The 14,410-nt window shown below is 56.0% G+C and carries 11 protein-coding genes and 1 tRNA gene; 4 read left to right on the top strand and 8 right to left on the bottom strand.

Annotation, left to right across the window (positions count from 1 at the left end):
* Positions 1-51 precede the first annotated feature (51 nt).
* From ACYVGU_RS03405 to ACYVGU_RS03415, 3 genes are read left to right on the top strand one after another with little or no spacing between them, the layout of a single operon-like run.
* Entirely contained in the window at positions 52-2,250 is a 2,199-nt protein-coding gene (locus ACYVGU_RS03405) for an ATP-binding protein (RefSeq protein ID WP_460620908.1), read from the top strand.
* Positions 2,250-2,636 (top strand): response regulator, encoded by a 387-nt coding sequence (locus tag ACYVGU_RS03410; protein WP_460613128.1) that lies wholly within the window; start codon positions 2,250-2,252, stop codon positions 2,634-2,636. The genes ACYVGU_RS03405 and ACYVGU_RS03410 overlap by 1 nt, the downstream gene beginning before the upstream one ends.
* A 14-nt stretch (positions 2,637-2,650) precedes the next feature.
* The gene (locus tag ACYVGU_RS03415) at positions 2,651-3,697 is read left to right on the top strand and encodes an adenylate/guanylate cyclase domain-containing protein (RefSeq protein ID WP_460612463.1); all 1,047 of its coding nucleotides are present in this window, start codon (positions 2,651-2,653) and stop codon (positions 3,695-3,697) included.
* 171 nt (positions 3,698-3,868) lie between these two features.
* On the opposite strand, the gene ACYVGU_RS03420 is transcribed toward ACYVGU_RS03415, so the two are convergent.
* From ACYVGU_RS03420 to ACYVGU_RS03445, 6 genes are all read right to left on the bottom strand, one after another.
* Positions 3,869-6,946 (bottom strand): cyclic nucleotide-binding domain-containing protein, encoded by a 3,078-nt coding sequence (locus tag ACYVGU_RS03420; RefSeq protein ID WP_460620909.1) that lies wholly within the window; start codon positions 6,944-6,946, stop codon positions 3,869-3,871.
* A gap of 64 nt (positions 6,947-7,010) precedes the next feature.
* Positions 7,011-7,940 (bottom strand): YitT family protein, encoded by a 930-nt coding sequence (locus tag ACYVGU_RS03425; RefSeq protein WP_460620910.1) that lies wholly within the window; start codon positions 7,938-7,940, stop codon positions 7,011-7,013.
* Between the two features lie 463 nt (positions 7,941-8,403).
* Positions 8,404-9,417: a sensor histidine kinase gene (locus ACYVGU_RS03430; RefSeq protein ID WP_460620911.1), complete on the bottom strand. Its 1,014-nt coding sequence runs from the start codon at positions 9,415-9,417 to the stop codon at positions 8,404-8,406.
* A gap of 91 nt (positions 9,418-9,508) precedes the next feature.
* Positions 9,509-10,300 (bottom strand): hypothetical protein, encoded by a 792-nt coding sequence (locus ACYVGU_RS03435; protein ID WP_460620912.1) that lies wholly within the window; start codon positions 10,298-10,300, stop codon positions 9,509-9,511.
* Positions 10,301-10,332: 32 nt separating this feature from the next.
* On the bottom strand, positions 10,333-10,794 hold the full coding sequence (locus tag ACYVGU_RS03440; protein ID WP_460620913.1) for a hypothetical protein: 462 nt from the start codon (positions 10,792-10,794) through the stop codon (positions 10,333-10,335).
* 262 nt (positions 10,795-11,056) lie between these two features.
* Positions 11,057-11,128: transfer RNA gene (locus tag ACYVGU_RS03445), tRNA-Arg, on the bottom strand.
* 149 nt (positions 11,129-11,277) lie between these two features.
* Here ACYVGU_RS03445 and ACYVGU_RS03450 point away from each other — a divergent pair.
* Positions 11,278-11,769 (top strand): OsmC family protein, encoded by a 492-nt coding sequence (locus tag ACYVGU_RS03450; protein ID WP_460620914.1) that lies wholly within the window; start codon positions 11,278-11,280, stop codon positions 11,767-11,769.
* 125 nt (positions 11,770-11,894) lie between these two features.
* Here the strand turns inward: ACYVGU_RS03450 and sucC are convergent, their stop codons facing one another.
* Together sucC and ACYVGU_RS03460 are read right to left on the bottom strand one after the other, a co-directional pair.
* On the bottom strand, positions 11,895-13,100 hold the full coding sequence (sucC, locus tag ACYVGU_RS03455; protein ID WP_460620915.1) for a succinate--CoA ligase subunit beta: 1,206 nt from the start codon (positions 13,098-13,100) through the stop codon (positions 11,895-11,897).
* Positions 13,101-13,321: 221 nt separating this feature from the next.
* Positions 13,322-14,275, bottom strand: coding sequence for a glycoside hydrolase family 113 (locus ACYVGU_RS03460; RefSeq protein ID WP_460620916.1), 954 nt, complete (start codon positions 14,273-14,275; stop codon positions 13,322-13,324).
* Positions 14,276-14,410: the final 135 nt, after the last annotated feature.

Genomic DNA, 14,410 nt, shown 5'->3' on the forward strand with positions numbered 1-14,410 from the left:
CATTTGGCCCACTGAGTGCTGCTATCAAAAAGCCTTTATCCACCCCGCGCCATGAAAGCCTGTATCCTGCTGCTATTGGCCATTGCTATGCGGGTGATTTCGGTGCAGGCCGAAAGCATGGAGCCAACCCTTACGTTTACCACCATGCCGCCCGACGGGATTGTGCTGAACCGGGGCTGGAAGTACATGCCAGGGCACAATCCTGCGTGGGCACGCCCCAAGGCCAATGACGACAACTGGCGGCCCATTAACCCTACGGAGCGCCCGCGCCTGCTTCCTCAGTTGGGGCAAACGGGTTGGTTGCGGCTGCGTTTCCGGATTGCGCCGGAGCTGCGCCACCATGCCCTAGCACTGCGGGTGTACCAGTTTGCGGCCACTGAGGTGTACTTTAATGGCAAGCTGGTACGGCGCTACGGCGTGCTTCATCCTGACCCCAGTGAGGTGCTGCCTTACTGGCCCGATGGAGAGCCGATTGAGCTGTCACTCAGCAATCAGCCGGAGCAGGTGCTGGCCATACGCTACGCCAAATGGCCCGGTTTCACCACGTTCAGCGACTTTTTCGTGCCGCTGTTTTTTAAGGCGCACTTAGATGGGTTGCGCCAGGTAGTGATGTACAATGAACGCGAGGCCACGTTCAAAACCTCCGATATGCTGCTGTTTGGCATCTTTTTGCTGCTGAGCATGCTGCATCTGGCCTTCTTTCTCTATAACCCTGCGCAGCGCGCCAATCTGTACTTTACGCTCTATACGCTGGCGGTATCCGTAAGCTTTTGCTGCACCGGCTTCCTGGATGAGGTGCACCGGCTGGATATGCGGCTGGTCCTCGATATTCTTTCCTATATAAGTCTGCAAACAGGTGGGGTGTTGGCCGTACATGCCCTGTACTGCCTCTTTGATGTGCCTCGGGGCAGGCTGTACTACGGGCTTTGGATTGCGAACGGTATAAGCCTAGCGCTGCTCACGTTTAGCCACCAGTTGAGTTGGTACCCCACGGTAGCGTTTATGGTGCTGGTTTCGGCGGAACAGTTGCGACTTACGCTGGCGGCTATGCGGCAGCGGATACGGGCGGCCGGCATTATTGCTACGGGGTTTGCAATTGCGCTGGTCTTGCTGGTGGTATTCGCTACGCTGGCCCGCTTCAACTATGAGTGGCTGCAGGTGCAGGTGCTGTCGGTTCCGGTGCATACGCTGCTTACGTTTCCGGCATTTCTGAGCCCGGTGCTGGCCATTTCGCTGTTTCTGGCCCGGCAGTTTGCCCTGGATAGTCGGCTGCTGAAAATCAAGCTGAATCAGGTAAACAAGCTCTCGGAGCAAACGATGGCTCAGGAGCGCGAAAAGCAGGTGCTGCTGGCCCACCAGAACGAAACCCTGGAGCGGCAGGTGCAGCAGCGTACGGCCGCCTTGCAGCGCACGCTCAACTATCTGCAAACCACCCAAGACCAGCTGGTGCAAAGCGAGAAAATGGCGAGCTTAGGCGAGCTCACGGCCGGCATTGCCCACGAAATCCAGAACCCCCTCAACTTCGTCAATAACTTCGCTGATGTGGCCGTGGAGCTGTTACTAGAGCTCAAGGAAGGCCCGTTGCAGGCGCTGCCCGCCCGCGAAAAAGAGTATGCCAACGAACTGCTGGAGGAGCTGACCCAGAACCTGGCGAAAATACACACGCATGGGCACCGTGCCGATTCCATTGTGAAGAATATGCTGGAGCACAGCCGAGCCAACACCGGCGAGCGGCAGCCTACCAACCTCAACGCCCTCTGCGACGAGTACCTGCACCTGGCCTACCACGGTTTGCGCGCCAAAGACCCCTCCTTCAACGCTACTCTTACAACCCACTTTGATGCCGAACTGGGCCTAGTAGAAGTGGTGCCGCAGGATATGGGCCGGGTGCTGCTCAACCTGTTCAACAACGCCTTTTACGCCGTGCACAAGCGCCATCAGCTAGCAGAAACCGGATACAAGCCCACCGTAACCGTGAAAACCTGGCGCACCGACGACGGTGTGCAGATTGCGGTGCATGATAACGGTACGGGCATTCCGGCCTCAGTAGTGGAGAAAATCTACCAGCCGTTTTTCACTACTAAGCCTTCCGGCGAGGGCACTGGCCTGGGGCTTTCCCTGAGCTATGATATCGTCACGAAAATCCATCATGGCTCCTTGCGCGTTGAGACGGAAGAGGGCCAGTTCACGGAATTCACGGTGTGCCTGCCCGTCGGGCATGAGGTTCCCACCCAACATAGCGTGTCATGATAAAAATTCTGGTGGTTGATGATGAAGCCGATGTGCGCCTGTTGTTTGAGCAGCGCTTCCGCCGCGAAATCAGAAGCGGCGTGTTCTCATTTGCCTTTGCCTTTACCGGCGAAGAGGCCCTAGCGTATCTAAAGCAGGAAGGCCACTACTCAGAGGTGGTCCTGATTCTGTCCGACATCAATATGCCCGGCATGAGCGGCCTGGAACTGCTGCGCTACATCAAGCGCGACCACCCCACACCGCCCCCGCAGGTGATGATGATTACGGCCTACGGCAACGAGGCCAGCTACCAGGAAGCTATGCGGCTGGGAGCCAACGATTTTCTGGTAAAGCCGCTCGACTTCAACATGCTGCGCCAGAAATTACTACCCCTCCACGAGCTCTGAATCTACTCTGGCCCATGAAAATCAAGATTCTGGTAGTAGACGATGAGGCCGATTTGGAGCTGCTCATCAAACAGAAATTCCGCCGCAAAATCAGGGAAGGAAACTATGAGTTTGCCTTTGCCCACAACGGCCAAGAGGCGCTGGACTGCCTAGCCCAGCGCCCCGACTTTGATATTGTGCTGAGCGATATCAAGATGCCGGTGATGGATGGCCTGACGTTGCTCACCAAGCTGCAGGAACTCAATCCGGTCCTGAAGACGGTGATAGTATCAGCCTACGCCGACATGCAGAATATCCGGACGGCCATGAACCGCGGCGCTTTCGATTTCGTGACCAAACCCGTCGAGTTTCAGGACCTAGAAGTAACCATTGAGAAAACGGCTGCCCACGTTCAGCAGCTGCGCGAAACCTTGCGGGCCATCCAGGAAAACAACATCCTGAAAATGTACGTCGATGAAACCGTCATCAACTTTGTGGCTCGGCCCGGGTTTGAAAACCAGTTGCTGGTCAGCGAAACCATTGAGGCCACGGTGGCTTTCATGAACCTGTGTCGCTTTACGGAGCTTGCTGAAAAGATGCCCGCCGCCGCCTTAATCGAGCTGCTGAACTCGTACTTCGACCAGATGGTGAAGGAGATTATTGCGCAGGGTGGCTACGTAGATAAGTTTATGGGCGACGCCGTGATGGCCGTGTTCCGTGGCCCCTACCACCTAGACAGGGCTATTGATGCCTCCCTGGCGGTGCGTACCCTGCTCCAAACCACCTGCAACATCTCCCTCAATGGCCTTGATTACCAACCAGAAATATCTATTGGGGTTAATGCCGGCGAAATGGTATCGGGCAATGTGGGCGCGGTTTCCCTGAAACGGCTCGACTACACCATTATTGGAGATGCCGTGAACGTGGGGCAGCGCCTGCAGTCCATTGCGCAACCCGGCCAGATTCTTATCACGGAGGCCACGTATCAGCGGGTCAAGGAGTCGTTTCAGTGCCAGCCCATGGGGGAAGTAAAGCTGAAAAACAAAGCTCACCCCGTTATGGTGTACGAGGTGGTTGCGTAGGCCGAATAGTCAGGTTGGTGTGCTACTGATAAGTAAAGATCGTCATGCGGAGTCCAGCCGACGCAGCTTCCGTGCTGAGGTTGGGGTAGTAAGTTGCCCTAGTGAATAGAACGGTTCTGCGGAGCAGGACCGTTAATGGGCGCGAAGAACCTTTGTTGCTTGCTGTGCACCCTAGGCCGGGTGCGGCTGCGAAAGGTTCTTGATCTTTTCGTTCTGCAGCCGTAGCCGCTGGCACAGCACCCGCAGAATGTTGTGTAGCACCTCGTCGCAATCTTCCATCACATCATAGAAGTCTTCCTGATCCAGGCGCAGGGTTATCACCTCGCTCTGGGCCGTAGCCGTAGCGGAACGGGGCTCGGTATCTAGCAGCGCCAGCTCCCCAAAAAAGTCGCCTTGGTGGAAAGTTGCTAGGTGCTGTTCCTCATTAAAGATGCCGACTTCGCCATCATAGATAATGAACAGGGAAGTGCCCAGGTCGCCTTTGGCAAAGATCTGCTGGCCCTCGTGAAACGGTACTTCCTTCATGATGGGCACAATGTTGCTGAGCACGTTCTCGGAAGTTTCAGCAAACAAGGTGGTGTGTTTCAACAGCAAAAGCCGGTCGATGGTGGGCACGCGCGGCGGGGCAGGTGGCAGTTTCGGCGGCGCATCGGCAGGCGGATATAGGGTAGTCCAGTGCTCGTGCACGGCCGGGTAGCGGGCCGGCAGCAGCTGCAGCACATCTTCGGCGCTTTCGCGCACGAGCGGGTTCGTGGCCTTCAGGTACTCGTGCAGCTGCGCCACGGTGGCAGGAGTAGGCTGCCACTGGCGCAAGGCTACACTGATGGTCCAGGGCGAGAATACCTCCTGCCCCCGTTCCAGAATAACATTGATGATAGGTTCCGGCGAAAGCGGACCTAGTAACCCATCCAGCGCCTGCACTTTTTTCGTGAGCCGTCCTACATCAACCAAGGCCTGTAAGCCGTGGTACAGGGGCCGCGGCAGCAGGTTTTCCAGCGCCTCCAGCGGGTTGCTGTGCCGCTCCTGAATAGCTCGGGCCAGGCCGCGCTTAGCTTCCAGAATGGGTTGCCGGTCGTAGAGTTGCAGCAGCAGACTGAAGAGCCGTTGCTCCACCTTGGTCAGCTCGTATTTCAGGCAGCTACGCAGCTCAATGTTCGCGCCCAACATACCGTGCAGTAGCTGCTGGGCCAAGCGCATTTCCTTTTGCATCAGGTGCTGAAACAACGGCGCATCGGCCTGCACCGGCTCCACGCCGGACAGGGCGTGCAAGGCCGCGGCCCGCCGCGTCAGATGGGCCTGCTGCGCCAGCGTAAGTAGCACGTGGCGGCTGCCGGGAGTGCCCAAGCGGGCGCAAATACCGGCCAGCCGCCGCAGTAGGGGGTAGTCGGTTTCGCGGTGCAACATAGATTCCAGCGTGGGCAGGGCTGCCGGGCCCATCTGCACCAGCGTAGTTGCGGCCAGCTTACGCATGGTTTTCTCCTGGAGCAGCGCCGTGAGCAGGTGCACAACCTCCACCGATGGAGCCCGCGTAGCTGCCTGACTGGCCGCCTGCATCAGCGCGTGGTCGGTGCTGCGCAGGCAGGAGTTCAGGAGAGCAGCCTGTTGGGACGGCTCCAGAAACTGGATGAGTAGCAAGGCTGCCTGCCGGGCTTCGGGTGCATCGGAGACTACCAGCTGCTGCAGGCTGTCGAGGGCCGGCGCATAGGTGGGCTCCAAAGTCAGGCGGTTCCAGATGGCCTGCTGCCGCACCTTCAGATCAGGATGGATCAGGTCGGCATCTGACAAGGGCTGCAGGTCGGTCATTTCTGGGTCCGGAGCGGTGGCCTCGGGGCTTGACGCCACGGTGTGCAGGCTGGCCTCATGGTGGTCCAGCGCTTCCCGCACCCGAATCAGGTCAGTAGTAAACCACACTGAAAGCGCTGCCCTATTGGGGGCCGGCTGGGGTAGCTCAGAGGGAAAGCGGCGGGCCAGAATAGCTTTAAGCTCGGTAAGGTAATACTGGTAGGTGCGGCGCAGCAGCAGCACGGCCCCCAGCAGCATAGCGCCCATCCAAAGGAACGGTCCCCATTGCTGCAGTATCGGGGAGCCGCGCATAATCATCAGTAACAAACCGTTCAGGCCAAGGCCCAGGGGCTCGAAAAAGCTTTTAACCAGTGTGTGCGCCTGCAGCCGCTGTGCCGGCGGCAAAGGCTGCAGCAACACCAGAAACACCGGCGAAAACACGGCGCGCCGAAGCACTTCTAGCCCCAGATACAACCCACAGAAATACACTAGATAGCCACCAGGGCCGAAGTGAGCCGCCTGTATGCCACCTACCAGCAATAGCCCGCCCAGCGTGGCCAGCGGCAGCAGCAGCAAGGTGCGGTGCAAGCCCATCTTATCGAGGCCATGGCGGGTGAGCAGCAGCTTCCCGAGCAGGGCTAGGCCGTAAGTGAGAGCTAGTACCGTGCCCAGGTAGCGCACTAGGGTATCCTGAGCCGCAAACTGCTGCCGGGCGGACACCAGGAAGAAGTACTCAATGCCCGTAGCTACGGCCGCTACCGCCAGCATGCTCAGTCCCATGGTGATTACCATAGGGTTGCTACCTAGCAATTGCTGCCAGAACGAAACCCGAGGCTTGCCCAGCTTGGGTACGGGATGCTTGGCTGCAGCTGCCGTGTGCGACTGAAGCGTGAGGTACTGGGTAAACAATGCGGCCAGATATGCCCCGAACGCTAGCAATACCAATGAGGGTAAATCAACCTGGTTATGAATGAAAACCGCCAATAAGGCCCCCAAGGCTTTGGCCGGAATATCGCCGGCGCTGATAGGGCTGAACAGTCGGCGCCCTTGCCGCACGTTAAACACCACCGCCGACACGCCCCAGAATTCCAGCGTCGTGAGTAGGTAAATCAGGTGATAAAGCGTCAGCAGGGCAATGGCCACGCCCACGGTGGGGCCAGCAAGCAGCAATATGGCCAGCAGCCCGGCAAAGCCCGCCGCTACCAGCAAGGTTCTAGTAACCAGCTTTTTCAGGGCCAGTTTGCGCTCAAAGTAACTATATACCTGTCCGCCGGCCAGCGAGGCCAGCGCGCTCAGGGTATAGGCTAGTGGCAAATTGCGGGCGGGGTCGTGGTCGAGCAGAATAACCGTGACGGCCACATACAGGAAAATGGTGCCAATGCCCAGCAGGAAATTGTGCAGGAAAAACAGCCACACGGTTTTTGCCTCGCGTGAACGGACACCCAGAATGCGCTGCCAGTTTTCCATCAGAAATCAGATTGAGGAGGTGGCCAAAACCCATGCAGCGCATCGGTTTTGGACAGGAAGGGGGCTAGTGCAGGGGCCTTTTCTTTACCAATCCACCTCGGGTGTCACTCACGCTCTGCATCACAATAAAAGCGTGTGGATCTATCTTACGAACCTCATCGGTAATGGCCAGCACTTCCAGCCGCGTCACTACCGTGTAAATGGTTTCCATACGCATGTGCTGGTGCCCATGCGAGCCAAAGCCACGCGTGCATTCATACACGGTGGCGCCGCGCCGTAGCTTATCGGTAATAAGTTGCCGGATGGCCTCGCTGTGCGCTGAAATAATGGTCAGGCTGGTGTATTCCTCAATGCCCGATACCACGAAATCAACGGTTTTAGCGGCCGATAGATACACTAAAATAGAGTACAGCGCCGTCTCGACGGACAACAGCCAGGCGGCCACCCCAAAGATGAGGATGTTGATAACCAGGATGATGTCGCCGATGGAGCCGGGCAGCTTCCGGCTGATATACACGGCTAGTATCTCGGTGCCATCTAGCACGGCTCCGCCCCGCATGGCCAGCCCAATGCCGGCCCCCAGGAAAAATCCGCCAAACACGGCAATCAACAGCTTATCCTGCGTGAGCGAAGGAAACGACAACACCAGCAGCGCTAGTGCCAGCAACAGAATAGTGGCCAGCGTACGGAAGGCAAAGTTGCGCCCAATCTGGAAGTAGCCCAGGATAATGAACGGCAGGTTAATCAGAACGATAAGGATAGAGAGCGAGAAGCCCGTAACGTGGCTGACCAGCATGGAAATGCCGGTTACGCCACCATCAATAAAGCCATTGGGAAGCAGGAAGCCCTTGAGCCCCAGCGCCGCCGAAAAAATGCCGGCCAGCAGTAGGCCCCCGTTCACCACAAACTGCCGCGCCCACCGAAACGACATCCGGTAGAACAGGCGGTGGTCGGGGGCCTCGGCCGGCAGCGGTACCCCCATGGGCGGACTCACTACGCGCCGAGGAAACCTTCGGCTTCGTAGCCGCGGCGGAATTAGTTGCTCAATAAGCATCGTACTCAGCCTGAAATAGGTGTGTAACCGCCCAGGGTAGGGGACTCAGGAAGCTAAAGTTCTTTGGGTAAAGCTGCTAGCCCCCAGCCGTGGCGTAAATCACAGCCCTAAGCACAAGCAGTAAACTCACTTAAAACTCCGCGCTAATCAGTTCAGCCGCTTTTCACTTTCGTGTGCGCGCTACCTCCGGTGGAAGGGTGCCACCAGCTCCTATTCTGGGCAAAACCACTCACTAACTCAACACGAAAGCCAGTACTGGCCACGCCCAGGGTTCCTGCTTGCTTCCAAGCTTTATTCGCCGTAAAGTAAAAATATAAATAAAATTCATCATATAATAGTATTGTTGGGCTTTTATTTAAACATGTATTTACAGCCAGCTTACTGCCCAGATAGGGGGTAGTACTTACCGGGGCAGACTAATGCAGAACTCCGTGCATTGGCCGTCGGGTGAGCTGACCGTAAGCGTTCCGCCATGACCCTTGGTGATGATGTCGTAGCTAAGCGAGAGCCCCAGGCCGGTGCCCTCACCGGTAGGTTTGGTGGTGAAGAACGGCTGAAATATCTTCTGTCGGATATCGGCAGATATTCCGGTGCCATTATCGCGCACCTCAATTACCACTTTTCCAGGAAAGGCATGGGTATTGACTTCGACTTCGGGCTGGTAGCTAGGCTCTGCCTGCTTTTGTCGCTGCCGCACGGCGTAAAAGGCATTGGTAAATAGATTCAGCAGCACCCGGCCCACTTCCTGGGGCACCACTTCTACTAGGCCCAACTCGGCATCAAAGTGGGAAGTGAGGGTGCAGTTAAAGGCTTTGTCCTTGGCCCGAATGCTCTGGAAAGCCAAGCGCAAATATTCTTCTGCCAGCAGGTTAAGGTCGGTGAGAGCCCGCTCGCCGCTGCTGCTGCGCGAGTGCTCCAACATGCCGCGTACAATGGCAGCGGCCCGCTGGCCATGCTGCGTGATTTTTAGTAGGTTCTGTTTCAGATCATCGACCAGCTCCGTTTCTGTTTCAGAGCGTAAGACGGACTTTTGCTGCTCTTCTTCCAGCTCTGTAATCAGCTCACTAGACACCTCCGCGAAGTTATTGACGAAGTTGAGCGGATTCTGAATTTCGTGGGCAATGCCGGCCGTGAGCTCGCCCAGGCTCGCCATTTTTTCGCGCTGTACCAGCTGGGTTTGGGTGTTGCGCAGCTCCAGCAGCGCCAGCTCCAGGCTGTTGCGCTGGGCTACTACCTCCGCCGTGCGCGCCGATACCTGCTGCTCCAGTAGCTCGTTCTGGTGAGCTAGCAACTGCTGCTTTTCCTTTTCCTGCAACAGCCGCCGCCGATGCTCCCGCACCAATACCCCCACCATCCCTAGTGCCAGTAGCAGCAGGATCGGGCCGATGAGCAGCAGAGGTAGTAAGGAATCGGGCATAGTAGCCACTCTTCAAGTTGGGCAACACTTTCAACCGCTTCATGACCTAGGACAACCGGCCACGGAGGGAACTACTAGGGCACTATCAGCTTCAGGCCGCTGACTTGCGACGGCGCGAAAACATCAAAATGGAAATTGGGCGGCCCAGCAGCTTATAAGGTCGCCGGTGCCAATTGCTGTAATGCAGCCAAGCCGGTAGGGCCCGCCGTGGCTGCACGCTCAACGGAAAAAAATGAAACATCCAGGCCAGCAAGCCCATTTGAACGGCCATCAGGAGCGTGTCGGGGCTGCTGATAAGCGTGTCCAGACGCATAACAGTTTCCCGGTCATAACCCGAGTTGTACACGATGTTGAGGGCCACGTAGCTGACAATAGAGCTGGAGCAGTACACCAGTGTAGCCACGCACAGAAAGAAATCGGGCTGGGCTTCCAGCTCCTGCGTAGCCGCGTTGCGCGTGAGGTCCACTACGTGCAGAATGGCCAGAATAATCAGGAACGCACAGCCAAATGCCTGCGAATAAGAATTCACGTCCTTGAACAACCCATTGAGGGCTACTGCATCAAGCATTGCCACCAGCGCGAAAAGCCAGACGCCGGCCGGTACCAGTTGCCGAAACCGCTGGGGTTCCAGCCGCAGATAGGTACGCGCGAGTAGCACTACCATCACCACCGCGCTCAGGTGATAGAGATACACATTGTTGCGGAACACGATGCGGCTAAACGTATCCAGAAAATAGAAACTCGTTTTGATTGCCACAAAGTAATATACTGGCCGGAACGCATACGGAATCTGATGCCGGCGCACCCAAGCACAGGCAAATGGTACCAGAGGCGCAGCCTCCAGTGCCCGGTTAAGCGCGTGCAGGGCTGCTGAGGTGTCCATTTACGGTAGGTACTGAGAACGTAGTCAGGCCGCTACTTAAGTATGCTTTTGTAGTCGCAGTTTTGGGGGCATTTCTCAACCGGATACGCCAGGAATTTGGTTTCAACCAGCGTTTCGGCTCCTACTGACTGAAACGTGTCATCTCCGTTTTTATCCACCCCCACAATCACCAGTCGGTTTGCGCCGGCGCTGTCAATAGCCGGATAAATCCGGATGCCTTCCGTGTTATTAAGGATATCTTTCAGCGTCGACTTATCTATGTAATGCGAGCGGGTAAATACCTCGGCGTCTGGGTTTTTTAGTCGGTACCGCGAGGTCCATTTTACTAACGAGTCAATCCGTTGCGTCTCGGTTTTCTTTACCTTCTTGCTTTTTTTGAGCTTATGCTCCGGAGCCGCACCTGCTAAGAAGGTACTTGATTGCCACCCAATAATACCACTCAGGATAATCAGCAACAGCAGATAAACCCAGGCAAAGGAGAACAGCTTTTTCATTGCAGTAAGAGAACACAAGGACAAGAACGGTTTCCGGCGGGCAACAGGCTAGGACACAGAGAGAAAGCCAGCAACCTTGAGAATACTATAATAGTAATAAAATAACTTTAAATAGTAGTAAGTTAATTTTCAAACTAGGCTAAAAGCTACTGTTGAGGCTGATATTTCAGGGTTACTTGAAAAGTGAGCTAGCGAATAGATGAAAATTAGGAAGGCATAGAAATAAAAAAGCCATTACCTGCACAGGTAATGGCTTTGAATGTGGTCGCGCTAGGAATCGAACCTAGATCTAGAGCTTCGGAGGCTCCCATACTATCCGTTGTACTACGCAACCCGGGATTGGGTGGCAAAACTAGAGAGAAAATGCGGCGCTGCCAAACCGTATACTGCATTTTCAGCAAAATCCTACACTGCCGAAGAGTAACCTTCGGCACGTCAGTACAGTTAACTAGCACTACCAACACACACTGAATCTATTCTTATATGGCAAGCACTGAAAAAAAGACCCTGTACACAGCCGATGCAACGGCAATTGGCGGCCGCAGCGGCCATGTCCGCTCCGCTACTGGCATTATTGATCTGGATATGTCGGTGCCAGAAGGCTTGGGGGGCAAAAAGGGGGCTACTAACCCTGAGGAGTTATTTGCGGCAGGCTACTCTTCCTGTTTTCAGCAGGCACTATTGGTGATTGCCCAGCGCGCCGGTGATAAACTTGACCCGCAAACAGAAGTTAAATGCTCGGTGTCGTTGTTTCAGGAAGGGGAAGGCTACGGCCTGAGCGCCATACTGGACGTGGACCTGAAATCGTTTGACCACGACAAAACAGTGGAGATGGTTCGCCAGGCGCACAAAATCTGCCCGTACTCAGTAGGTACCCGCGGCAACATGGAAGTGGAATTGCGCGTGCAGGGTGAGCCTCTGCCGGTACAGGCCGAAGAAAATGCCGGCGTTGCTGAAAAAGGCGGCGTGCAGTAAAGAAGGCTACGGCCTTATATATAGGTCGCTACCCCGTTTCACACGGCAAAGCGATAAGGCAAGAAAAAAGCCCATCCGGTGATACCGGATGGGCTTTTTTACTAGGTAGAGAAGTTGCTTAAAGCCTAGGCAAGGCCTTGCTCAGTCAACACTTCTTTTACTTTCTGCGCAGCATCTTTCAGCAATACGGCAGAGTATACTTTCAGGCCGCTCTCATCAATGATGCGGGCGCCTTCCTCGGCGTTAGTGCCTTGCAGACGTACAATAATCGGTACTTTGATGTCGCCGATGTTCTTGTAGGCTTCTACTACCCCGTTAGCAACCCGGTCGCAGCGTACGATGCCACCGAAGATGTTGATGAGGATGGCTTTCACATTCGGATCCTTCAGGATGATGCGGAAACCAGCTTCTACGGTCTGGGCGTTAGCTCCACCCCCTACGTCGAGGAAGTTAGCAGGCTCGCCACCCGAAAGCTTGATGATGTCCATGGTTGCCATAGCCAGACCAGCACCGTTCACCATGCAGCCTACGTTGCCGTCAAGCTTCACATAGTTCAGGTTCGAGGCAGATGCTTCTACTTCCAAGGGGTCTTCCTCGTTGGTGTCGCGCAGCTCAACAAAGTCTTTGTGACGGTAGAGGGCGTTTTCGTCGAGGGTTACTTTGGCGTCGACGGCCAGAATTTTGTCGTCCGAGGTTTTCAACACAGGGTTGATTTCGAACATGGCTGAGTCGGTTTCATCGTAAGCCTTATAGAGGGCCATTACGAATTTCACCATCTCTTTCTGTGCTGCGCCGGTTAGGCCCAGATTGAACGCAATTTTAGCGGCCTGGAAGGGACGCAGACCCACGCGTGGATCTACATGCTCGCGGTGGATTTTCTCGGGATGCGCTTCTGCCACCTCCTCGATATCCATGCCGCCCTCGGTGGTATAGATGATAACGTTCTGGCCCGTAGTGCGGTCCAGCAGCACGCTCATGTAGAATTCCTTGGTTTCCGACTCGCCAGGGTAGTACACGTCCTGGGCAATCAGGACTTTGTGCACTTTACGGCCTTCGGCGCCGGTTTGCTTGGTAACGAGCTGCATGCCAATAATCTGACCGGCAATTTCCTTCACCTGCTCCAGGTTTTTAGCGAGTTTCACCCCGCCCCCTTTGCCGCGTCCGCCAGCGTGAATTTGGGCTTTGATAACGTACCAGCTGGTGCCGGTCTGTTCGGTTAGCTTCTTGGCAGCTTCTACGGCTTCCTCAGCCGTATCGGCCACGATGCCTTCCTGCACGCGTACGCCGTAGCGCTTCAGAATGTCTTTGCCCTGATACTCGTGAATGTTCATAGAGGTCAGTTAAGAGGGGGTTTCGGGGTGGTTTACTAGGCGCGAAAGTAGGCAGAAATGAGTTGTGAGTTGCCAGGTACCTAGTAGCAGTTGGTAGTTTTTGCCTTTTCAAGCCGAAAACCACGCTCAGAACCGGGATATGAGTTGCCCGTTGCCAGTTGCGCATGAGCAGTTGAGATGTTCTCGCAACACACAAGCGGCTCCTTATAAACGGCAACAGATTACTTGCTGTACCATTCAGTGAGTATCTGCTCGGCGGGCTTGTGCTGGGGCGTAAAATCAAGGTGGCGGCGGGCGGAGCCATCGGGTTGCAGACCTGGATACCATTTCCAGATAAACAGGCCGCCAAACCAAGGCTGGTGCCAGAAGGTCTCGAACATCGCCGCATAGCAGGCGGCTTGGGTGGCTTCGTCGGGGGCAGTTAGCACGGCCGTGCGGTCAGGCCAGGCCCAGGGTTCAATGGCTGCGTCGGGGGTAGTCTTGTACCCGATTTCGGTGAAGACAACAGGCTTCCTAAAACGCTTCTGGATGGCTTTGATGCGGCGCAGTGGTCCTTGCCAAGCGGTAAGTAAGGCTTCTTTACTAGGTCGTGTAGTGGTGCTAAGTGGGAAATATCCTTGAATGCCAATAAAGTCGAGTGCATCCCAAAACTGAACCTGCTCGAACTCTGCGTTCCAATTGGCGGCGTAGGTAAGCTGCCCGTGGTATACACTCCGAATCTTGCTGATCAGGGCCCGCCACTCTTTTTCATGCGCTACGCTGTGTTGTAGCTCCGTGCCAATGCACAACGCTTCCATCTGGTGTTGCTCGGCTAGTTCGGCGTAGTGCAGTATAAAGACTGAGTAGCTGGCAAACCACTGCTGCCAATCAGCCTCCGAGGTCATCTTGATGTCGCCGGGCCAGGAGCCGCTACCGCCGCGCAGCCATACGTGCGGCTTGAGCAGCGTCCGGATACCGCGTTGGCGGGCCCGCTGGCTGGTCATGATCAGGCCTTGGTCACTTTCCCCCCAATAACCCCGGTTACCGGTGCCGGTGTGCATCCGAATTTCCGGTGTGGCGGCTCCCGCTTGCCAGCCAAAGGGCGTTTGGGCAATCCAAGTGGCGTGGGCGCGTACCAATGGCTCAAGGTCAAGCGCGGAAACTGAGTCGCCAGCCACCCAGCTTACCCCGCGCATAAGGTTGGGGTTAGCCGGAGGGCTAGCAACTGCGGTATACGCTTGGGAAGGGGGTAGCGGCTGCGGCCGTTGCCACCACAGTATAGCTGCCGCGCCAGCTAAGAACAGCAAAACCCAAGGCAACCAGTGGCGCAC

The organism is Hymenobacter tenuis (assembly GCF_054780495.1).